This window comes from Cellulomonas humilata (assembly GCF_013359775.1).
GTDB lineage: Bacteria > Actinomycetota > Actinomycetes > Actinomycetales > Cellulomonadaceae > Cellulomonas > Cellulomonas humilata.
The window spans coordinates 24,212-45,614 of sequence record NZ_JABMCI010000055.1 but is presented as its reverse complement, the minus strand read 5'-3'; the positions used below and the strand labels follow the sequence as shown (position 1 = coordinate 45,614).

The 21,403-nt window shown below is 72.5% G+C and carries 17 protein-coding genes; 10 read left to right on the top strand and 7 right to left on the bottom strand.

What is annotated here, in order from left to right:
* Nucleotides 1–18 precede the first annotated feature (18 nt).
* On the top strand, nt 19–1,581 hold the full coding sequence (locus tag HP550_RS06045; protein ID WP_175346691.1) for a DUF2142 domain-containing protein: 1,563 nt from the start codon (nt 19–21) through the stop codon (nt 1,579–1,581).
* On the opposite strand, the gene HP550_RS06040 is transcribed toward HP550_RS06045, so the two are convergent.
* Nucleotides 1,566–2,696, bottom strand: coding sequence for a glycosyltransferase family 4 protein (locus HP550_RS06040; protein WP_175346690.1), 1,131 nt, complete (start codon nt 2,694–2,696; stop codon nt 1,566–1,568). The genes HP550_RS06045 and HP550_RS06040 overlap by 16 nt on opposite strands.
* Nucleotides 2,697–2,767: 71 nt before the next feature.
* Between HP550_RS06040 and rfbA the strand changes: the two genes are divergently transcribed.
* The gene (gene rfbA, locus HP550_RS06035) at nt 2,768–3,637 is read left to right on the top strand and encodes a glucose-1-phosphate thymidylyltransferase RfbA (protein WP_175346689.1); all 870 of its coding nucleotides are present in this window, start codon (nt 2,768–2,770) and stop codon (nt 3,635–3,637) included.
* Here rfbA and rfbD read toward each other — a convergent pair.
* A complete protein-coding gene (gene rfbD, locus HP550_RS06030) occupies nt 3,634–4,488 on the bottom strand; it encodes a dTDP-4-dehydrorhamnose reductase (protein WP_175346688.1) in 855 nt (284 codons plus the stop codon). The two genes, rfbA and rfbD, sit on opposite strands and share 4 nt — an antisense overlap.
* An 87-nt stretch (nt 4,489–4,575) precedes the next feature.
* Here rfbD and HP550_RS06025 point away from each other — a divergent pair, with 87 nt between their 5' ends.
* Entirely contained in the window at nt 4,576–5,208 is a 633-nt protein-coding gene (locus HP550_RS06025) for a dTDP-4-dehydrorhamnose 3,5-epimerase family protein (RefSeq protein ID WP_175346687.1), read from the top strand.
* On the opposite strand, the gene HP550_RS06020 is transcribed toward HP550_RS06025, so the two are convergent.
* On the bottom strand, nt 5,194–6,300 hold the full coding sequence (locus HP550_RS06020; RefSeq protein WP_343048005.1) for a glycosyltransferase family 4 protein: 1,107 nt from the start codon (nt 6,298–6,300) through the stop codon (nt 5,194–5,196). The genes HP550_RS06025 and HP550_RS06020 overlap by 15 nt on opposite strands.
* A 32-nt stretch (nt 6,301–6,332) precedes the next feature.
* Between HP550_RS06020 and HP550_RS06015 the strand changes: the two genes are divergently transcribed.
* Complete coding sequence (locus HP550_RS06015) at nt 6,333–7,298, top strand: glycosyltransferase (RefSeq protein WP_175346686.1); 966 nt, start codon at nt 6,333–6,335, stop codon at nt 7,296–7,298.
* On the top strand, nt 7,295–9,667 hold the full coding sequence (locus HP550_RS06010) for a glycosyltransferase (RefSeq protein ID WP_175346685.1): 2,373 nt from the start codon (nt 7,295–7,297) through the stop codon (nt 9,665–9,667). Before HP550_RS06015 ends, HP550_RS06010 begins: the two co-directional genes overlap by 4 nt.
* Nucleotides 9,668–9,676: 9 nt before the next feature.
* On the opposite strand, the gene HP550_RS06005 is transcribed toward HP550_RS06010, so the two are convergent.
* The 4 genes from HP550_RS06005 to HP550_RS05990 are packed head-to-tail and all read right to left on the bottom strand — an operon-like array spanning nt 9,677 to nt 15,238.
* Nucleotides 9,677–12,163 (bottom strand): glycosyltransferase, encoded by a 2,487-nt coding sequence (locus HP550_RS06005; RefSeq protein WP_175346684.1) that lies wholly within the window; start codon nt 12,161–12,163, stop codon nt 9,677–9,679.
* A complete protein-coding gene (locus HP550_RS06000; RefSeq protein ID WP_175346683.1) occupies nt 12,160–13,149 on the bottom strand; it encodes a GDP-mannose 4,6-dehydratase in 990 nt (329 codons plus the stop codon). Before HP550_RS06000 ends, HP550_RS06005 begins: the two co-directional genes overlap by 4 nt.
* Nucleotides 13,139–14,125 (bottom strand): GDP-mannose 4,6-dehydratase, encoded by a 987-nt coding sequence (locus HP550_RS05995; RefSeq protein ID WP_175346682.1) that lies wholly within the window; start codon nt 14,123–14,125, stop codon nt 13,139–13,141. The genes HP550_RS06000 and HP550_RS05995 overlap by 11 nt, the downstream gene beginning before the upstream one ends.
* Before the next feature lie 54 nt (nt 14,126–14,179).
* Entirely contained in the window at nt 14,180–15,238 is a 1,059-nt protein-coding gene (locus HP550_RS05990) for a methyltransferase domain-containing protein (protein ID WP_175346681.1), read from the bottom strand.
* Between the two features lie 240 nt (nt 15,239–15,478).
* Here HP550_RS05990 and HP550_RS05985 point away from each other — a divergent pair, with 240 nt between their 5' ends.
* From HP550_RS05985 to HP550_RS05965, 5 genes are read left to right on the top strand one after another with little or no spacing between them, the layout of a single operon-like run.
* Nucleotides 15,479–16,381, top strand: coding sequence for an ABC transporter permease (locus HP550_RS05985; RefSeq protein ID WP_175346680.1), 903 nt, complete (start codon nt 15,479–15,481; stop codon nt 16,379–16,381).
* Complete coding sequence (locus tag HP550_RS05980; RefSeq protein WP_175346679.1) at nt 16,381–17,601, top strand: ABC transporter ATP-binding protein; 1,221 nt, start codon at nt 16,381–16,383, stop codon at nt 17,599–17,601. Before HP550_RS05985 ends, HP550_RS05980 begins: the two co-directional genes overlap by 1 nt.
* A gap of 49 nt (nt 17,602–17,650) precedes the next feature.
* Nucleotides 17,651–18,346: a hypothetical protein gene (locus HP550_RS05975; protein WP_175346678.1), complete on the top strand. Its 696-nt coding sequence runs from the start codon at nt 17,651–17,653 to the stop codon at nt 18,344–18,346.
* A complete protein-coding gene (locus tag HP550_RS22945; RefSeq protein ID WP_175346677.1) occupies nt 18,343–19,848 on the top strand; it encodes a glycosyltransferase in 1,506 nt (501 codons plus the stop codon). The genes HP550_RS05975 and HP550_RS22945 overlap by 4 nt, the downstream gene beginning before the upstream one ends.
* Entirely contained in the window at nt 19,845–21,365 is a 1,521-nt protein-coding gene (locus HP550_RS05965) for a glycosyltransferase (RefSeq protein WP_175346676.1), read from the top strand. Before HP550_RS22945 ends, HP550_RS05965 begins: the two co-directional genes overlap by 4 nt.
* Nucleotides 21,366–21,403 lie beyond the last annotated feature (38 nt).

Below are 21,403 nucleotides of genomic sequence, written 5' to 3'. Positions count from 1 at the left end.
CACCCGAGGACGACCGACATGACTGCGCGCGCCGACGCACCGACGCCTACCACCGCCCCGCCGCGCGGCCCCGTGCTGCGCTGGCTCGCGGTCGGGGCGCTCCTGTTCGGCCTCGGCGCCCTGTGGTCGCTGGCGGTTCCGCTGATGGCCTCGCCCGACGAGCCCAGCCACGTCGTGCGCGCCGCCGCGGTGGCCCGCGGCCAGCTGTCGGGCACCGCGAACGACGCCCCGCAGAGCACGCAGCGGCCCGGCGTCGGCACGCTCGTGCGACTGCCGTCGGACTTCGCCGCCGCGCTCGCGCTGCCCAACTGCTTCGCGTTCGACCGCGACCAGCCCGCCGACTGCCAGGAGGACCTCCCCGCGGCGGGCCCGGAGGTGCTGGTCGAGACCTTCGCCGGGCAGTACCCGCCGCTGTACTACGCGCTGGTCGGCTGGCCGTCGCTCTTCCTGTCTGCCGGCCCGAGCATCGTGGCGATGCGGCTGGTGAGCGCGGCGATCTCCGCCGCGCTGCTCACGTGGGCGGCCTTCCGGCTCACCACCACGGCCGGCAACCGAGCGGGCCTGTGGGGTCTGGGCGTGGCGATCACCCCGATGTGCCTGTTCCTGGCGGGCACGGTGAACCCGGCCGGGCTGGAGATCAGCGCCGCGGTCGCCTTCTGGGCCGCGTGCCTGGTGCTCGTCTCCCGCGACGGCCCGGTCAGCACGGCCGCGCTGGTGCAGGCGGTGGTCAGCGGCGCGCTGCTCCTCAACATCCGCGCGACCGGACCGGTGTGGGCGCTCGCGATCGTCGTCGTCGCGCTCGTCGCGGCTCCGCGGGGCAGGTGGCGCGAGCTCCTGCGGCTGCCGTCCGCGCGCTGGGTCGGTGTCGGCGCGGCGGTCGCGGTCCTCGCCTCCGTCGGCTGGCTGGCCACGCACGGGTCGGTCGTCACGACGCGCGGGCTGTACCCGCAGTTCGCCGACCTGCGCACGGCGGTCCTGGGGATCCTGGGCGACGGCTTCCTGTACCTCCAGAACATGATCGGGGACTTCGGCTGGCTCGATGCCCCGGCGCCCCCGCTGACGTTCGTCGGCTGGTACCTCGCTCTCGGCGCGCTCCTGCTGCCGGCCATGGCCGCCGCGCGCACGGGCCGTCCGCGGGCCGCGCTCGGCCTGCTGGTCGCCGGCGTCGCGGCAGCACCGCTGATCCTCCAGCTGCCCACCGTCGTCGACACCGGTCTCATCTGGCAGGGCCGGTACGCGCTGCCGATCGCGGTCGGCATCCCGCTGCTGGCCGCCCTCGTCCTGCGCGTGGACGGCACCGAGTCGGGCGAGGCCCATCGGCGCACCGCCAGGGCCGTGGTGCCTGTCCTGCTCGTCGCGCACGTGGCCGCGTTCTGGTGGGGCTCGCGGCGCTACGCCGAGGGCCTGGACGGGCAGCTGATCACCGGGACCCCGGACTGGTCCTCACCGATCGGGTACCTCTCGGGCATCGCGATCTACGCGGTGGTGGCGTCCGCGCTGGCCTGGGCACTGTGGTCGTTCTACCGGCCGGCGCCTGTCGAGAGTGTCGAGCCGACGGCCTCGGCTCACGCGGAGGCCTGAACCGCCTGCTCGTAGGCGGCGACGGTCGCGACCGCCGTCGCGTCCCACGTGAATCCTGACGCACGCGCGACCGCCGCGGCCGAGAGCTCGGCGCGCCGGGCGGGGTCGGCGAGGAGGGCGGACAGTGCCGTCCCGATGCTCGGCGCGTCCGTGCCGGTGTACTCGACCGCGTCGCCGCCCACCTCGGAGAGCGACAGCTCCCGCGTGGTGAGGACCGCGGCACCGCAGGCCATCGCCTCCAGCACGGGGAGCCCGAAGCCCTCCCCGAGGCTGGGGTAGGCGACGACCGTCGCCCCGGACAGGTACGGCGCGAGGTCCTCCAGCGGCAGGTAGCCGGGCCGGACGACCCGCAGCCCCGCAGGGACCGCCGCCACGGCGGGATCCACCTCGGTGTCCCAGCCCCGGCCGCCCGCGAGCACCAGCGCCGGCGCCTGCACGCCCTGCTTCTCGACCGCGGACGCCCAGCCCCGCACGAGGGCGGGCACGTTCTTGCGCGGTTCCAGCGTCCCGAGGAAGGCGACGTAGGGCGCCGACCCGAGCCCGAGGGAGCTCCGCACCCGCTCGACGTCCGCTCCGTCCGCGGGGTGGAAGAGCGCGGTGTCCACCCCCAGGTAGGCGACGTGGAACCGAGCCGGGTCGCCCCCGACGTAGTGCCGCACCTCGTTCCCGGTGGCCTCGGAGTCGACGACCAGAGCGGACGCGCGCTTGACGGCCGTGCGGATCGCGCTCCGGAAGAACCGCCGCTTCAGGCCCGAGTGCAGCTCCGGCAGGGAGAAGAACGTCGCGTCGTGCAGCGTCACGACCACCGGCACGGAGCCGGTGCGGGGCATCGTGTAGTGCGGGCAGTGCAGCACGTCGGCGCGCACGGCGCGGGCGAGGCGGGACAGGTGGGTCTGCTCCCACAGCAACCGCGGCCCGCGGCGCGCCACCCGCGGCGGTGCCACGACGACCTCCGCCTGAGGCACCACGCCGGCGACAGCCCCGGCGTCACGCGGCTGGCACGCGACGACCAGGTCGAGACCCTGCCGGGCGAGCGCGGGGAGCAACGCGTCCACGTAGCGCCCGACACCGCCACGGTCGACGGGGATGGCCGTGGCGTCGAGCAGGATCCGCATCGGGCCAGCGTAGGTGCCCTCGACACGCCCGGTTTTCAGGTCCACCGTCCCGATGCAGCACTATGGGCCCCATGCGAGGCATCATCCTGGCGGGCGGCTCCGGCACACGTCTGCACCCCATCACGCTCGGCGTGAGCAAGCAGCTGGTCCCCGTCTACGACAAGCCGATGATCTACTACCCGCTGTCGACGCTGATCCTGGCGGGCATCCGGGACGTGCTGATCATCACCACCCCGCACGACGCGGACCAGTTCCGCAGGCTGCTCGGGGACGGCTCGCAGTTCGGGATCTCGATCAGCTACACCGTCCAGGCCGAGCCCAACGGCCTCGCCCAGGCGTTCGTGCTCGGCGCCGGCTTCGTCGGCACGGAGCCGGCCGCGCTGGTCCTCGGCGACAACATCTTCTACGGCCCCGGGCTGGGCGCGAAGCTCCAGCGGTTCGAGAACATCGTCGGCGGCGCCGTCTTCGCGTACCGGGTGGCCGACCCCACGTCGTACGGCGTGGTCGAGTTCGACGACGCCGGCCGCGCGCTGTCGCTCGAGGAGAAGCCGGTCAAGCCGCGCTCGAGCTACGCGGTGCCGGGCCTGTACTTCTACGACAACGACGTCCTCGCGATCGCCCGCGACCTGGCCCCGTCCGCCCGCGGCGAGTACGAGATCACCGACGTCAACCGGACCTACCTCGAGCAGGGCCGGCTCCAGGTCGAGGTCCTCCCCCGCGGCACGGCGTGGCTGGACACCGGCACGTTCGACTCGCTGCTGGAGGCCTCCGACTACGTGCGCACCATCGAGCACCGGCAGGGTCTGAAGGTCGGGGCGCCCGAGGAGGTCGCGTGGCGGCGGGGCTTCCTGTCCGACGACGAGCTGCGCGAACGCGCGGAGAAGCTGGTCAAGTCGGGGTACGGCACCTACCTGCTCGGCCTGCTCGAGCAGGGGCGCTAGGCCAGGACGCTCTCCGCGGCCGCGGCCCAGCGGTCCTCCCACGGGCCGATCGGCTCGATGCCGGCGTCTCGCAGGGCGTCGTGACCGAGCACCGAGTACGCGGGCCGGGGCGCCGGGCGCACGAAGGCCTCGCTGGTGGTCGGGTGCACGATCGCGGGGTCCATCCCGGCCGCACCGACGACCGCGGCCGCGAAGCCGTGCCACGACGTCGAGCCCGACGAGGTGCCGTGATAGGTCCCCGCGGGGACGCCTGCCTGGACGAGCCGGTGCACGAGGTCGGCGAGGTCGGCGGTCCACGTCGGCTGGCCCAGCTGGTCGGCGACGACGTCGAGCGAGCTGCGCTCGCGGGCCGCGCGGGCGATCGTCTTCGGGAAGCACGCACCGTGCGCCCCGTACAACCAGGCCGTCCGCACCAGGAGGTGGTCCGGGCACTCCGCGCGGACGGCCCACTCCCCCGCGACCTTCGTCCGACCGTAGGCCGACCGCGGGGCGGCCGGTGCGTCCTCCGCGTACGGCTCGCCCGCGTGGCCGTCGAAGACGTAGTCCGTCGAGATGTGCACCAGTCGTGCGCCCGACCGCGCACTCGCTCGGGCGAGGTACGAGGCGGCGACGGCGTTGACGGCGAACGCGGCCGGCTCGTCGGTCTCCGCGGCGTCGACGGCGGCGTAGGCGGTGCAGTTGACGACGATGTCGTACCGGCCCACCCCGTCCACGACCGTGCCGACGGCGACCGGGTCCGTGACGTCGAGATCGGTGCGCGTGGTGCCGACCACGTCCTCGCCCCGCGCGCCGAGCAGCGCCACCATCTCCTGGCCGAGCATCCCGCTCGCACCCACGACCAACCACCGCACGACGACTCCCTCTGCTGATCCGACGAGCCAGGCTAGCCGCCCGGGTACCCTGGCACGTCCGCCACCCGACCCTCGAAGAGGACGACGATGACGTATCGCGAGCTCGCGGTCCCCGGCGCGTGGGAGATCACGCCCGTCCAGCACGGAGACCCCCGCGGCGTCTTCCTCGAGTACTTCCAGGGTGGGCCGTTCGCCCAGCGCACCGGTCACTCCTTCGGCCTGCACCAGGCGAACCTGTCGGTGTCCGCGGCAGGCGTGCTGCGAGGCATCCACTACGCCGACGTCCCGGTCGGGCAGGCCAAGTACGTCACGTGCGCGAAGGGTGCGGTGCTCGACGTCGTCGTCGACCTGCGCGTCGGCTCGCCGACCTTCGCCACCTGGGACACCGTGCTGCTCGACGACGTCGACCGCCGGGCCGTCTACCTGGGCGAGGGCCTCGGGCACGCGTTCCTGTCGCTCGAGGACGACTCCACGGTGCTCTACCTGTGCTCGGAGCCGTTCACCCCCGAGCGCGAGCACGGCGTGCACCCGCTGGATCCCGACGTCGGCATCGTGTGGCCGACGACGGCCCGGGACGGCTCCCCGCTGACCCCCCAGCTGTCCGCCAAGGACCTGGAGGCGCCCACGCTCGCCCAGGCGCTGGCCTCCGGCGCGCTGCCGCAGGCCGACCAGGTCGCCGCCTACATCGCCGGCCTCGCGGACGGCTCAGCCGGCCGCTGAGCGGTACACCTCGGCGTGGGCCGTGGCCGACGCCGCCCACGTGAACTGCGCGGCGCGCGCCCGGAGGCCGTCCGCGTCGTCGTGACCCACGGCCGCGACCAGGCCGGCGGCGATCTCGTCGACGTCCAGCGGGTCCACCAGCACCCCCACGTCCCCCGCGAACTCGGCCATCGAGCTGCCCGCCGAGGTGACGACGGGCACGCCGTGCGCCATCGCCTCGAGCACGGGCATGCCGAACCCCTCCCACAGCGACGGGAACGCGAAGGCGTCCGCGCCGGCGTACGCGACCTGGAGGTCGGCGTCGTCGAGCCGGCCGAGCAGGTGCACGCTGCCCGCGGGCAGCACCGCCAGCGCCCGCTCGACGTCGCGGGACGTCTCACCCCACCCGTCGGGACCGACGAGCACCAGGTCGTGCTCGAGCTGTCCGCCGGCCCGCGCGGCGGCGAACGCCTCGACCAGCCGCACCACGTTCTTGCGGGGCTCGAGCGTGCCGCACCAGAGCACGTAGGGGCGGTCGACGCCGGAGCGCCGCCGCCAACCGGTGACGTCCGCCGCACCGACCTCGGCCGCACGGACACCGTGCGGCACCACGGTGATCTGCTCGGCGGCGAACCCGTGCGCGACGCAGTCGTCCCGGGTGGTGCCCGACGGGACCACCACCTGCGCGGCCTCGGCGCGGACGATCTCGACCGCCCGCCGGAAGAACGCGTTGCCCCGCGCGGTGAAGTGGTCGGGCTCGCGCAGGAACGCGAGGTCGTGCACCGTCACCACCAGGGGGACCTTGCGCCCGGGGATCGCCCAGGTGGTCGCGTGGACCACGTCGAGCGGTCCGGTGAGCGACTCCGCGCGCGGGCGGCGCAGCCGGCTCCACGCCTCGTACAGCGCCAGCCTGGGCAGGGGCGCGCGCACCACGCGACCCGTCGGCGCCGGCCGCGGGACCTCGTCGTCGCCGTGGCGGGCGGCGATCCCGACCACGTCCACCGTGGGGTCGTCCGCGAGCGCGCGCGTGAGCTCGGCGATGTACGACCCGGAGCCGCCGGGGACGGGCTGCCAGCACTGCTCGACGGTCAGGGCGGTGCGCAGGGGGTCCACGAGGCCCGAGCGTATAGACCTAGACTCGCCGCGTGCCTCCCGCTGTCGCCGCCCGTGTCGTGGTGGTCACGTGGAACGGCGCTCACCTGCTGCCCGCGTGCCTCGACTCCCTCGAGGCGCAGACCGTGCGCGACTCCCTCGACGTGGTGGTCGTGGACAACGCCTCGCAGGACGGCACCGCCGAGCTGCTGGCCGACCGGTACCCGGGCGTGCGGGTGGTGCGGGCGCCGCGGAACCTGGGCTTCGCCGGGGGCGCCGCGCTCGGCATGCGGGGCTGCACCACCGAGCACGTGGTCCTGCTGAACAACGACGCCACGTTCGCGCCCGACGCGGTCGAGGTCCTGCTCGCCGCCTTCGACGGCCCCGGCAACGAGCGGGTGGGGGCGGCCACGGCACGGATCCTGCTGACCGGCGACGAGCCCGTGCTCGTCAACTCGACCGGCAACGTCCTGACGGCGCAGGGCGCCGGCACCGACCGCGACTACCGCCGCCCTCTGGGCACCGAGTCGACCGACCCCGACGTCTTCGGCTTCTGCGGCGGCGCCGCGGCGCTGCGCCGCGAGATGCTCGACGACGTCGGCGGCTTCGACCCCACCCTGTTCCTGTACTACGAGGACACCGACCTCTCGTGGCGGATGCGCGCCGCCGGGTGGTCGGTGCGGTACGTCCCCGAGGCGCAGGCAGTGCACGAGCACGCGGCGAGCAGCGGGACGGACAGCCCGGTCTTCCGGTACTACAACACGCGCAACTCCCTCCTCGTGCTCACGCGGCACGCCCCGGCGGCGCTCGTCATCCGCTCGTTCGGCAGGCAGAGCGCGGGGCTCGTCCGGGCGGCGGTCCGGCGCGGCCCGGCCGGCACCACCGGAGCCCGCGCCCGGGGCCTGGCGCACTACGTCGGCCGGCTCCCTCGCACGCTCGGGGAGCGGCGTCGGTTGTGGCGCGACGCCAGCGTCCCCCGGTCGACGGTGGCGCAGTACGTGGGACGGGGTGCGGCATGACCGTGGTGCACGGCGTCCTGGTGAGCACGGCCGGGACCGCGGCGCAGGCCCGGGCGACGGTCGCGAGCCTCCTCTCGGTCGCGCCGTCGGCGGCGGCGCACGTGCTCGACGTCGACGGCACCTACGTCCCCGTCGGTGACGAGCGCGTCCTGCGGCCCGCCGATGTCGGCATCGACGACGGAGAGCTGCACCGGCTGGTGGTGCGTGCCGAGCCTGCCGAGCTCGTGGACCAGCTCCGCCCGCTCGCGGCACGCGCCGTAGCCCGTGCCGCAGGCTCCGACAAGGTCCTCCTGGCGGTCGCCGCGGGCGTCGTGCTCCTGGCAGCGCCGACCGAGCTGGTCGAGCAGGCAGCCACGCACGGCGTCGCCCTCGTCCCGCGGACGGACGCTCCGGTACCGCACGACGGCAGGCACCCCGATGCCGCCGAGCTGGCCGCCGCTGGCGCGTACGACAGCGCCCTGATCGCCGTCCGGGGCGACCGGGGCGAGCTCCTCGACGCCTGGGCGGCGGCCACCCGACCCGACGGTGGCGGGTCGGCCTGGCTGGATCTCGTCGCGGCCACGACCCCCCACGGCACGGTGCACGGCCCGAGCACGCTCGTCTCCGCAGGGAGCCTGCGCCCCGCGCACGTCGTGGCCGAGCGACCCGACGGAGGACTGTCGCTGGACGGGCGGCCCGTCGTGGCGGTGGACCTGAGCCGCGTCGACGCCCATGCCCCGTGGCTGCTCGACGTCGCCGCGACGGAGGATCCCCGCGCCCGGCTCAGCGAGCACCCGGTCCTCGCCGGCTGGGTCGCCGCCCAGGCAATGACGATCGCCGCGGCTCCGGTCGGCGCCGGTGACTGGGATCCCACGACGACCGTGCTCGGCCTCGCCGTCGACGCCCCGCTGCGCCAGCTCTACCGCGCGGCCGGGCCGGACGCGCCCGACCCGTTCGCCGCCGACGGGAGCGACGCGCTGCTCACCTGGCTGACCCGGTCGCCGCCGGACGGAGGCCCGGGCCGGTACCTCCAAGCCCTGCGCTCCGTACGACCCGACCTGGTGCAGACCTTCCCGCGGGTCCCCGGGCCGGACACGACCGGCTACGTCGACTGGGTGGTGGCGCACGCCGCGGGCGAGGGGTACCCGCAGGAGCTGCTGGACGCAGCCGTGCAGGCCGCGCGGGTCGCTCGACCGGTCACCGGGCGCCCCGAGCCCGGGGTCAACGTCGTGGGGTTCCTCCGCGGCGAGCTGGGCATCGGCGAGTCCGCGCGGCTCATGGTCTCCGCGCTGCGCGCCGCGGGCGTCCCGTACACCGAGCGTTCGGTCGACCTGCACCTGGCCAGCCGGCAGCGTGCCGGTGTCGGGACCGAGGTCGAGCCGGCCCGGCCCGGCCGGTTCGACACGAGCATCCTGTGCGTCAACGCCGACCTGACCCCGTCGATCGCGGCGACGGTCCCCGAGCTGCTGGACCGGACCTACCGGATCGGCATGTGGTACTGGGAGGTCGAGGAGTTCCCCGCCTCGCAGCACGGCGGGTTCGCGGCCGTGGACGAGGTCTGGGTGGCCACCGACTTCGTGCAGCGGGCGATCGCGCCGCACGCGCCTGTCCCGGTGCGGACGATCACGCCCCCGCTGCCGCAGCGCCGACCGCTCCCCGCGGACGTGACCCGGGCCTCGCTCGGCCTCCCCGACGGCGTCCTCTTCCTCTTCGTGTTCGACTACCTCAGCACGTTCGAGCGCAAGAACCCGCTGGGCCCGGTCGAGGCGTTCACACGGGCGTTCGCCCCTGGGGAGGGACCGGCTCTCGTCCTGAAGTCGATCAACGCCGGACGACGGCCCGCGCAGGCGGAGCAGCTCCGGCTCGCGGTCGCCGGCCGCCCGGACATCCACCTGCTCGAGGACTACCTCGACGCCGACGCCCGGGACGCCCTGGTGTCGCTGTGCGACTGCTACGTGTCGCTGCACCGCGCGGAGGGGCTCGGGCTCACGCTCGCGGAGGCGATGGCCTACGGCAAGCCCGTGGTCGCCACCGCCTACAGCGGCAACCTCCAGTTCATGACCGACGAGAACAGCTTCCTCGTGCCCTGGACCCCGGTACGCATCCCGCCCGGCGCCGAGCCGTACCCCGCCGGGAGCACCTGGGCCGAGCCCGACCTCGACGCCGCGGCCGCACTGCTCCGACGGGTGGTCGACGAGCCGGAGGTGGCCGCCGAGCGCGGCGCCCGGGCTGCGCAGGACATCGCGACGCGGCACTCGGCGAGCGTCTCCGGGGCGTCTGTCGCCGCGCGGCTCACCGAGCTGGCGGCCGCGCGACGCCGACGGTCCCGCGCGCACCCGCTCGCCGGCGCACAGTCGTTCGCCCGCCGGCTCGCGGGACGCCTGCGCTGACCGGGGCGGTCAGCCCCTGCCGGTGACGCGCGTGACCCGACCCCAGGCGCGCCGGCTGACCTCGCTCACGCCGCCCGCGCGCAGGTAGTCCCGGGCGAGCGCGACGTCGTCGCGCACCGAGCGCTTGGGCCCGCGGTCCCGCGATCGCGGCTGACCTGTGGGGGCCGTCGGCACGGCCAGGTCCGCGGCTCGGCGCGGCGTCCGGCAGAACTCGACGAGCGGGGCGAGCACCCGGGACCACGCGAACGTCGCCGCGTACTCCGCGACGGCCGCGCGTGCCGCCGCTGCCGCCGGCTCGTCGAAGAGCATCTCCTCGAGGGCCGCCTCGAGCGACTCCACGTCCTGTGCGGGCACCGTCCGTCCGAGGCCGTGCTCGCGGATCAGCGCACCGAAGGTGTCCCCCTCGGTCGCGACGATCGGCAGCGACGCCCACAGGTAGTCGAGGATCCGCGTGCGGAAGCTGAACGCCGTCTCGACGTGCTGGAAGTGCGTCGAGACGCCGACGTCAGCGTCGAGCAGGAAGTCCGCGCGCTCCTCGTACGGCACCCAGCCCTCGTTGAAGAAGACGTGCCGGCCGGTCAGCCCGAGCTCGCGGGACAGCTCCTGCGTCTCCCAGGCCACCCGCATTTTGGGCACCCCGGGGTTCGGGTGCTTGAGGCCGAGGAAGAAGAGCCGCACCTTGGGGTGCCGCTCCTTGAGCCGGTCGACCGCGCGGATCAGGGTCAGCGGGTCGAACCAGTTGTAGATCCCGCCGCCCCAGAGGATCACCTTGTCGTCCGGGCCGATGCCGGGCACCGTGCCCTTGATCCCGTGCTGCTTCTGCACGGGTGCGGAGTCCTCGATGCCGAACGGCACCACCGCGAGCAGGTTGTCCAGGTTGGCGTTCTCGTCGTACACCGCCGGGCTGATGCGGCCCTGGCCGGCCAGCTGACCGAGCCAGAAGTCCCGCTGCTTGTCCGAGGCGCACAGCAGGAAGTCCGCGCGGCGCAGCTGCTCGTTCAGCGCGTGCGTCGTCACGTCGATCGCGTTCTGCCGGCCGTCGGGGCCCAGGTCACGCGCCTGCTCCAGCTGCTCAAGGTGCATCGGGTCGTAGATGTCGGCGACGATCACCTTGCCGCTGCCCTTGAGCCACGGCGCCGTCTCCAGCAGGAACCCCTGGAAGATGATGACGTCGGCCCAGCCGGTCGGCTCCTTCAGACCCGTGCCCGCGGCGTACTCCACGGAGAAGTCCGGGCTGGTCCGCTTGGCGCCGGCCGTCGAGACGAGCCGCACGTCGTGGTCCGGGGCGAGCGCCTTGGCGATCTCCCAGGCCCGGATCGCCGGCCCGGCCATCCGCTCGAGCAGCGGCTCGCCGGTCACGACGAGGATCCGGTGCCGGGCGGTGAAGTGCTCGACGATGCCGAACGCCTCGAGCAGCACCTCGTGCGCGGCCAGGTACGCCGGCTGCCCGTAGGCGGGCTCGATCGTCTCGCGGAAGAGCGGGAACAGCTCGCGGTCGCTGCGTCGGCGCTTGCCCTGGAGCTCCCGCCGGGTCACCAGCAGGCTCGGCAGCTGCTCCACGAAGTAGTCGATCGCGTACGGCCCGGTCAACGCCATCTTGGGGATCTCGACCGTGCCGACGTCGTCGCCACCCGGAGAGCGCTGGAGGTCGAGCGCGGTGGCGTCGACCCCGGTGCGGGCGACCGACCGGCGCACGGCCAGCGCCATCGCCGCGGGGAGCGCCCGCGCGAGGGACTCGTCGTCGTAGTTCTTGTACATCGACAGCAGCGCGTTGCGCTCCAGCAGGTAGCTCTCGCGGAAGTTGCCGAACTTCTTCATGGTCACGTGGTGCTTGTGGAACGCCACGGACCCCGGCACGTATCGCACCCGGTGCCCGAGCAGGTTCAGCCGCCAGCCGAGGTCGACGTCCTCGTAGAACATGAAGAACCGCTCGTCGAACCCGCCGACCTCGCGGTACAGCTCGGTGCGGACGAACAGCGCGGCGCCCGTGCCGAAGAGCACGTCCTTCGCCGTGTCCCACGCGCCCGTGTCCGGCTTCTCGACCTCGCGCTTGTAGCCCATCCCGAACCAGGTGAGCGACCCGTCGACGTAGTCGATGAGGTTGCCGTCCCAGTCCAGCACCTTGGAGGCGACCGAGCCGATCGTCGCGTCCTGCTCGAGCACCTCGACCGCCGCGCGGACCCAGCCCTCGCCGGGGCGCGCGTCGTTGTTGAGGAACGCGACGTACTCCCCGGTCGCGTGCGCGACCCCGAGGTTGCAGCCGCCGGCGAACCCGGTGTTGGAGCCCGAGTCGACCACCAGGGCGCCGGGGACGGCCTCCCGGATCCGCTCGACGCTGCCGTCGCCGGAGTCGTTGTCGACGACCACGAGCTCGAGGCGGTCGGCGGGCCAGTCGACGTCGTCGAACGCCTTGAGGGCGGTGATGGTGTCGTCCGCGCCCTTGTAGTTGACGAGGATGACGGTGACGACGCCGGCACGGACGGCGGGCGTGCTCATCGTGCGTCCCGCAGCAGTGCGACGTCGTGGTCCACCATGCGCCCGACGAGCTCCTCGAAGGACACCGTCGGCACCCACCCCAGCAGCTCCCGGGCCTTCGTCGCGTCGCCGGACTGCTCGGCGGCGTCGGCGGGGCGGACGAAGGCCTGGTCGGTCTCCACGTGGCTCTCCCAGTCGGTCACGCCGGCGTGCACCATGGCCGCCTCCACGAACTCGGCCACCGAGTGGGTCCGGCCGGTCGCGACGACGAAGTCGTCGGCGGTGGGGTGCCGCAGGGCGCGGGTCATCGCGTCGACGTAGTCGGGCGCCCACCCCCAGTCGCGGCGGACGTCGGTGGAGCCGAGCGTGAGCACTCCCCCGCCCTCGAGCGCGATCCGCGCCGCGGCGGCCGTGATCTTGCGGGTGACGAAGGTGGTCGGCCGCAGCGGCGACTCGTGGTTGTAGAGGATGCAGGTGGCGACGTGCAGGCCGCGGTCCCGGAAGATGCCGGCCATCTGGTGCGCGTAGGCCTTCGCGGCGCCGTAGGGCGAGATCGGCCGGATCGGCGTGCCCTCGTCCTGCGGGGAACGCTCGGGCCGGCCGAAGATCTCCGCGCTCGACGCCTGGAGCACCCGGACCGTCCGGCCCGTGCGCTCCTGAAGACGCGCCGCGGCCTCGAACACGCCGACCGGCGCGAGCCCGCTCACCTCGCCCGTGAGCGCGGGGTGCTCCCACGAGTAGGCGACCGAGCTGATCCCCGCGAGGTTGTAGATCTCGTCCGGGGACACCGCGTCGACCAGCTCGGCGATGCGGGCCCGGTCCGTGAGCTCACCCTCGTGCAGCACCACGCCGGCCGGCAGGTGCTGCCGGTGCGAGTCGGCCTCCTCGGCCGACCGGACGAGCCCGTGGACCTCGACGCCCTCGGCAGCGAGCACCCCCGCGAGGATCGTGCCGTCCTGACCGCTGATCCCCGTGACGAACGCCCTCGTCACACCGTCACCGGCCATTCAGCGCGCGCTGCTCCTCGAGGTCGTTGTCGACCATCATGGTGACCAGCGACGGGAAGTCGACCTGGCGCTTCCAGCCGAGCTTCTCCTGGGCCTTCGACGGGTCGCCGATGAGCAGGTCGACCTCTGCGGGCCGCATGAAGCGCGGGTCCTGCTTGACCAGCGGCTCCCAGTCGTCGATGCCGACGTGCTTGAAGGAGATGTCGAGGAGCTCGCGGATCGAGTGCGTCTCACCCGTGGCCACCACGTAGTCGTCGGCCTCGTCCTGCTGGAGCATCCGCCACATGGCGTCGACGTAGTCACCGGCGAAGCCCCAGTCACGCTTCGCGTCCAGGTTGCCCAGCGTGATGTCGTCCTGGAGCCCGAGCGAGATCCGCGCGACGGCCTGCGAGACCTTGCGCGTGACGAACTCCGGCCCACGACGCGGCGACTCGTGGTTGAACAGGATCCCCGAGGAGGCGTGCATGCCGTACGACTCGCGGTAGTTGATCGTCATGTAGTGACCGAAGACCTTGGCCACGCCGTACGGCGAGCGCGGCCACAGCAGCGTGTTCTCGCGCTGCGGCACCTCCTGCACCTTGCCGAACATCTCGGACGACGACGCCTGGTAGAACCGCACCTTGCTCAGGTCGTCACCGGCGTACAGCCGCACGGCCTCGATCATGTTGAGCACGCCCTTGCCCGTGACGTCGCTGGTGACCAGCGCGTTCTCCCAGGAGTAGGCCACGAACGAGATCGCCCCGAGGTTGTAGACCTCGTCCGGCCGAGCAACCTCGAGCGCTCGGATGAGGCTCGAGAAGTCGGTCAGGTCACCGGTCAACAGCTTCACGTCCGGCAGGAGCTCTCGGACGAGCCCGTACTTCGGGTTGTTCTGGCCGCGGATCAGGCCGTAGACCTCGTATCCCTTCGCGAGCAGCAGCTCGGAGAGGTAGAGGCCGTCCTGGCCAGTGATACCGGTGATGAGTGCGCGGGGCATGACTTCCTCATGGTTTCGGGACCGGGTGACTCGGAGATCCTAGCGGCAGCGGGTTCAGGGCTTGCGGGCGACGACGAGGTAGTCCTGCGCACCGAAGATCGCGTGCGAGGCCGCCTCGAGCACACGCGCGCCCCCTGCCGACGCCACCTCGTCAGGGCCCACGATCGCGGACGCGTCCGCCGGGTGCACGTAGTGCAGGTGGACCTCCTCGAACCCGCGGTGCTCGACCAGGAACTGGAAGAAGTGCGGGTGCACGGGGCGCAGGTGCGTCGGGTCGAGGTAGAACGACGACGCGCCGACCACGATGTTCATCGGGTTCGGCGTCTCCATCAGCAGGATGCCGCCCGGTCGCAGCGCGACGAACGCCGCGTCGATCAGTCGACGGAGCACCGGCAGCGGCAGATGCTCGGCCACATGGAAACCTGTGACCGCGCCAAGGGTTCCCGGCTCCACGGCTTCGAGGTACTCCAGCAGATCACCGAGGCGGACGTCGAGGCCCGCTGCCCTGGCCGCCTCGACCATGCCGGTGTTCGAGTCGACGCCGATGGCCGGCACCGACGACTCCTTGAGGACCTGGAGCCACTCACCGCGACCGCAGCCGAGGTCGAGCGCGGGCGCGTCCGAGCCCACCAGGGAGGAGACCCACTGCACGGCGTCGCGCTGCCGCTCGAGGATCGACTCCCGGGAACCCCGGAACCGACGCTCGAACTCGACGTAGCCGTCGGCGTCCAGGATGTCGTCGGCGTCCGACGACACCCCGGACGGGTCGAGAGCGTCGACCCGCCCGGCGAGCGCGCGCACGTGCTCGCGTCGCGTCAGCTCGAGTCGTTCCAGGTCGTCGATGCGCGCCAGGAGCGCGGCGAGCTCCGCGGATGTGGTGCGGCCCTGCGCGACTCGATCGCCCTCCGCGCGCTCGACCGCGCTGGAGAGCATGCCCAGGGCGGTGATGACGCGGGTGAGGAGCTTGCGCGCCGCGGGTGAGGCGACCCGCTTGGCCATCCCCCGCGCACCGCCGCGGGTCACGAACTGGTCCGCGGCGTACTCCCGCGCCGCTACGGCTTGTACGGCCGCCGGTGTGCTGGGCAGCGCGTCATCGGGCTGCCGTCCGTTCACGGGAGCTGGGTGCTCCTCCCGACCGACCATCACTGAGCTCCTCACCTCGTCGACGCCCCCGCGCACTGGTACACCCTAGGTGGGGACGAAGCGCCCACCGTCGCGGAGCGGTTCGCGTGCGGGTGACGCCGGGGAGAACCACCCGCAAGGGTAGAGTGACGTTCCGCTCGCGCCTTTGCGCGCGCTGCGTGTGCCACGGCGCCCGGCGCGAGCGAGCGATTCCCCGACGATCGGAGCCGCATGACCATCAGTGCCCAGGAGCGGATAGCAGCCGTCTCCCGTGAGCCGTTGAAGGCGACCGGGCGCACGCGCGGCTGGTCGGGTGCACTGAAGTCGATCCAGGACATCTGGGACCGGCGCGAGCTGTTGGGCTTGCTCGTCCGGCGCGAGCTCCGCGCGAGGTACAAGGACAGCGCCCTCGGATTCTTCTGGTCCCTGGTCCGACCGCTGACGATGCTGCTCGTCTACTACGTCGCCATCGGCAAGTTCCTCGGAGGCGAGCGGGCGATCCCGTCGTTCGCCATCTTCGTCTTCACCGGACTGACCGCGTGGTCGCTGTTCTCCGACATCGTCGCCGGCGGGACGGGATCGATCGTCGGGAACGGCGGCCTCGTCAAGAAGATCTATCTCCCGCGTGAGGTCTTCCCGCTCAGCGTGGTCGGTTCGGCCCTGTTCAACTTCGCGATCCAGCTGGGCATCCTGATCGTCGCCACGGTGGTCCTCCAAGAACCTCCCCAGCTGTCGACGCTGTACTACGCGCCGCTGGCCGCTGCGGTCCTCCTGGTCTTCGGGCTCGCGCTCGCGCTGACCCTGTCGGCCCTGAACGTCTTCCTCCGGGACGTCCAGTACCTCGTCGAGGTCGTCCTGATGGTGGCCATGTGGGCGTCGCCCATCGTCTACTCCTGGGCGCTCGTCGATCAGGCGATCCCCGACGGGTTCCTGAAGGACCTCTACCTGGCCAACCCCGTCACCCTGTGCGTCCTCGGCTTCCAACGGACGTTCTGGGCCGCCGGCGCCGGCGCCGCCTACCCCGACCACCTCACCATCCGGCTCCTGATCGCGCTGGGCATCAGCCTCGTGCTCCTGGTGATCGGTCATCGCGTGTTCGCGAGGCTCGAGGGCAACTTTGCGCAGGAGCTGTGATGTCGACGAGTGAGATCAGTGTCGTCAGGGTCCAGGACGCGTCCAAGCGCTTCATCATCCACAAGGAGAAGTCGCTCAAGGAGCGAGCGATCGGCCTGTTCAAGGACCGGGAGCGGGGCAAGGACGACTTCTGGGCCCTGCGGGACGTCAACCTGGACATCGAGGCCGGATCCACCGTCGGGCTGGTCGGGCACAACGGATCCGGCAAGTCGACGCTCCTCAAGCTCATCGGCGGCATCCTCCAGCCGACGACCGGCACCGTCGAGCACCGTGGTCGGGTCGCCGCGCTCCTCGAGCTCGGAGCTGGCTTCCACCCGGACCTGACCGGTCGCGAGAACGTCTTCCTCAACGCGTCCATCCTCGGCCTGAGCCAGAAGCAGACCGAGAAGCACTTCGACGAGATGGTCGACTTCTCGGGCATCGAGCGGTTCATCGACACCCAGGTCAAGTTCTACTCGTCGGGGATGTACGTCCGGCTCGCGTTCGCGGTCGCCGTGCACGTCGACCCGGAGATCCTGCTGGTGGACGAGGTCCTCGCCGTGGGTGACGAACCGTTCCAGCGCAAGTGCATGGACCGGATCCACGAGTTCCAGTCCGAGGGCAGGACGATCATCCTCGTCTCGCACTCCGCGCAGCAGGTCGGCGAGCTCTGCGACCGTGCGGTGGTTCTCGACAGCGGTCGGGTCATCTTCGACGGGCTCCCCGAGCGAGGGCTGCAGGTCCTGCGCCAGGGGTACGAGGACGCGCGCCAGGAAGAGCTCGAGATCAAGGCCGTCGCCGCACCCAGCACGCAGGCGACGCTCGCCAAGGTCGAGCTGTTCGACCGGACGGGATCCCGTGCCGCCGAGTTCGACGCGGGCGACTCCGTCGACGTCGCGCTGACGTTCCGCAGCCCGACTCCCCTCACCCGCTGGCGCGCCGGCATCTCGATCGAGACGCCGCTGGCGCAGGTGGTCTACGGCACCAACACGGAGCTCGCGGCCGTCGACCTGCCGACCCTGATGGGGGAGCGTCAGGTCGTCTTCAGGATCCCCCGGCTCGACCTGGTCACCGGGCAGTACTACGTCACCGCCGCTCTCGAGCACGCCGACGGGACCGCGATCGACTGGAAGTCCCAGGCCGCCATGTTCACCGTTCACTCCGACACCCGGGCGGTCGGCACGGCCGATCTCCGACCGCTCATCGAGACCCGCTCCACCCAGGACCGCTCGCTGGCTTAGCGCCCCGAGCACCGCCATGAAGATCGCTAGTACCGGACGAGGAACTCCGATGACCAACGCTTCGCCCACTCCCCTCACCCACGCTGCTGCTGCGGCCGACGTGCCGATCGAGGTGCTCGTCCTGGTGCGCGCCCTGCGTACGGAGGAGCCCAGCACGTACGCCGTCGTCGGGACGTCTGACGACACTGTCCGCTCCGTGGTCGCCGCGCTCGACGTCCGCGGGTGGGCGTCGGACGCCGCGCCGTCCGTTCTGCTGACGCTCGAGGACTCCGTGACCGACGCGCTCTCGACAGCGGGGCCAACGTCGCCCGCCGTCCTGGCGGTGCGGCGCTCGGACGCCCCCGACGAGCGGCCATGGCCGGGCTGGGACGAGCCTGCGCAGGCGGCAGGCTACGTCGGCTGCCTCCGCACGGTCGACTGGTGCCTGTACGCCCACGAGAGCAGGGTCGACGAGCTCGGACCGGTTCTCTCGTTCGCACCGTCCGACCGTGAGCGGTGGCCGGACGGCGTGTCCTCGCGCTCTCGCTCAGAGCTCGTCGACGAGATCGTGTACTGGCGCACGGCAGCGCTCACGCGATGGGCGAAGCGCGCCGCTGTCGAGAGCGGCCGGACGAACAAGGAGCTGAAGGACGAGGTGGCGCACCTGCACCACCTGCTCAACGCCACGTACAGCACGGTCTCGTGGCGGCTCACCGCACCGCTGCGCGCCGTCCAGTCCGTCCGGCTGCGGGCGGGCCGCAAGTGACGATCTCGGACGTCGACACAGAGTCCGCCGTCGGTGCGCTGGACCAGCGGCTGCGCGCCGCGAGCACGGTGCTGCTGGGTCGCGGGCACGACCCCCGGCCGTCGGCCCCGGGACGCGCCGGTGCTCTCCTGCTCCCCGAGCTGATCGCCGCCTGCCAGCGCTCGGGCTCGCGTCAGGACCTCTGGCTCCTGATGACCGCGCTCGGTGGCGCCCTGCCCGGCGAGGAGGACCTGCGCGACGCCTCCCGACACATGGCACTCGGCACCGACCGCGAGGTCCAGACGCGACTGCTCGACATCGCCTTCGAGCTGGCATCCGACTCCGACGGCGCCTACGAGCTGGACATCGTGCGCGATGCCGTGGTGGTCGACGTCGACTTCTGCGCCCGCCGCGACTTCCACACCGGGATCCAGCGCGTGGTCCGCGAGACCGTGCCGCGGTGGGACGAGGCGCACGAGATCCTCCCCGTCGCGTGGACCGACTCCTACACGGCCCTGCGGCGACTGCACCCGTGGGAGGTCCCGAACGTCATGGCGTACCAGCCGGGCGGGGGCTCGTCCGCGAAGCGGGCGGACCAGGGAGTCACGCGACTCGTCGTGCCGCTGGGCAGCAGCATCATCCTCCCCGAGATCCCGGAGCCCGAGGCCAGCGACTGCTACGCGGCGCTGGCCCAGTGGACCGACAACCGGATCGTCGCCATCGGCTACGACATGATCCCGATCGTCAGCGCCGACCTGCGGCCGGGCTTCGAGGCGACCCGGTTCGCCCGGTATCTGAACGTCGTGAAGCACGCGGACCACATCGCCGCGATCAGCCGCTCAGCGACGACCGAGTTCGCCGGATTCTCGCAAGCCCTCGGGGCGCAGGGGCTCGCCGGGCCACGGGTCACCGAGGTGCTCCTGCCTGCCTCTCCGCCCGACCGCGGAGTCCAGGCCGCTGCCGGCCCCGCGGACGACGCACGTCCCGTCGTCGTCTGCGTCGGCACCCACGACCCGCACAAGAACCACGCCGTCCTCGTCCAGGCAGCGGAGCGGCTCTGGCGCGAGAAGGTCGACTTCGAGCTCGTCTTCATCGGTGGGGTCGGGTTCATGGGTCCGGAGAACATGTGCTTCACGCCGCTGCTGAAGGCCGGCCGGCCGGTGCGCAACCTCGGTCGTGTGAGTGACGAGGAGATGGCGAACACGTTGCGCAGCGCCTCGTTCACCGTCTTCCTCTCGCTGCACGAGGGCTATGGGCTCCCCGTTGCCGAGTCGCTCGCCTGCGGCACGCCCGTGATCACGTCGAACTTCGGGTCGCTCCAAGAGATCGCCGAGGGCGGCGGTTGCGTGACGGTTGACCCCCGGGACGACGACGCGGTGACCGCAGCGATGCGGACGCTCCTGACCGACCCGCAGCGCCGCAGGGCGTTGCGGGACGAGATCGCGGCGCGTGAGGAACGGACGTGGCAGGGGTATGCGGACGAGCTCTGGGAGGCTTCGATGTCCGGCGTGGTAAGCGCATGAGCAGGCTTGCCGTCCTGTCCCGACAGGCCGCAGACCCGACGGGTGCGCCCCAGCGGCACGCCTGGTCGGACCGTCTCCGCCAGGTCGCCGACACCCTCGGGCGCCCGTGCCGGATCGCTCCTGGGGCGACACCGTCGATGCGCGAGCTGACCGCGGAGCTCGGCCGCGTCGTCCGACCGACCGACCGCGGCGAGGCGTGGCTGGCGCTCGCAGCGATCTCGGGACAGCTCCCGATCGACCGCACCGTCCTCGCGGTCTGCCGGCAGGCCGAGTTCTCGGGCGCCGAGCCGCTGATGGCGGAGATCGTCGCGGCGACGACCGCGGACACGCTGCACCGCCCCGTCCGGATCGTCACCGGCGCGGTCGTGGTCGACGTACACCACACCGCGCACACCGACCTGGCGACCGGCATCCAGCGGGTGGCCCGCGAGACTGCGCGGCGATGGTCGGCCGCGCACCCGCTGACCATGGTGGCGTGGATCGACCACTTCCACGCCATGCGGGAGCTCACGGCGCGCGAGGACGCCCGGATGACCGGAGCACCGTTACCTCCGGGGTCCGACGGCTCCCCCGAGGAGTCGGCTGCTCGCACGGACGCCGCGATCGTCGTGGCGTGGACCTGCACGTACGCGCTGCCGGAGCTGGTCGCCGACCGCGAGCGCAACAAGCGCATCCTGGCAATGGCCCGGTACGCACCCAACCGCACGGGCGCGATCGGGTTCGACTGCATCCCCATCACCTCGGGCGACACGAGCGACGTCGGCGTGCCCGACTTCTTCGCCGACCACCTCGCGACGGTCCGCCACTTCGACCGGATCACCACGATCTCGCAGGCGGCCGGCGGCGAGTACGGCGGCTGGAGCACGATGCTCGGCGCGATCGGCATGGTCGGCCCCGAGATCACACCTATCCTGCTCCCCGCCGAGGCTCCTCCGGTCGACGACGACGTCCTCGCCCGGGCGAACGGCCGCTTCCGCGTCGCGGGGATGCCCATGGTCCTGTGCGTCGGGACGCACGAGCCCCGCAAGAACCATGGCGCGGTGCTGCACGCTGCCGAGATCCTCTGGCGCGAAGGTCTCGAGTTCAGCCTGACCTTCATCGGCGGCCACTCCTGGCGCGGGCAGCGCTTCAGCGCCCGCCTCACCGAGCTGCAGGCTGCTGGCCGGCCGGTGGAGAGCGCAAGCGGTATCAGCGACGAGATGCTCTGGGCCGCCTACCGGCTGGCGAGGTGCACGATCTTCCCGTCGTTCAACGAGGGATTCGGGCTGCCGGTCGCCGAGTCGATCGCCGCCGGCACACCGGCGATCACCTCCGGCTACGGCAGCATGCACGAGATCGGCGCGGACGGCGGAGTCCTGTTCGTCGACCCTCGCGACGACACGTCGGTCACGGACGCCCTGCGCCGGCTGCTCACGAACGAGGACGAGTACCACCGCCTGCGCGCGGAGGCCGCGAGCCGCCCCGCGCGGACGTGGGACGACTACGCCGCGGACGTCTGGGAGTACCTCGTCGGCTGATCGCCGGTCAGGAGGGCACTCCGGGGGCGTCGCCTCCG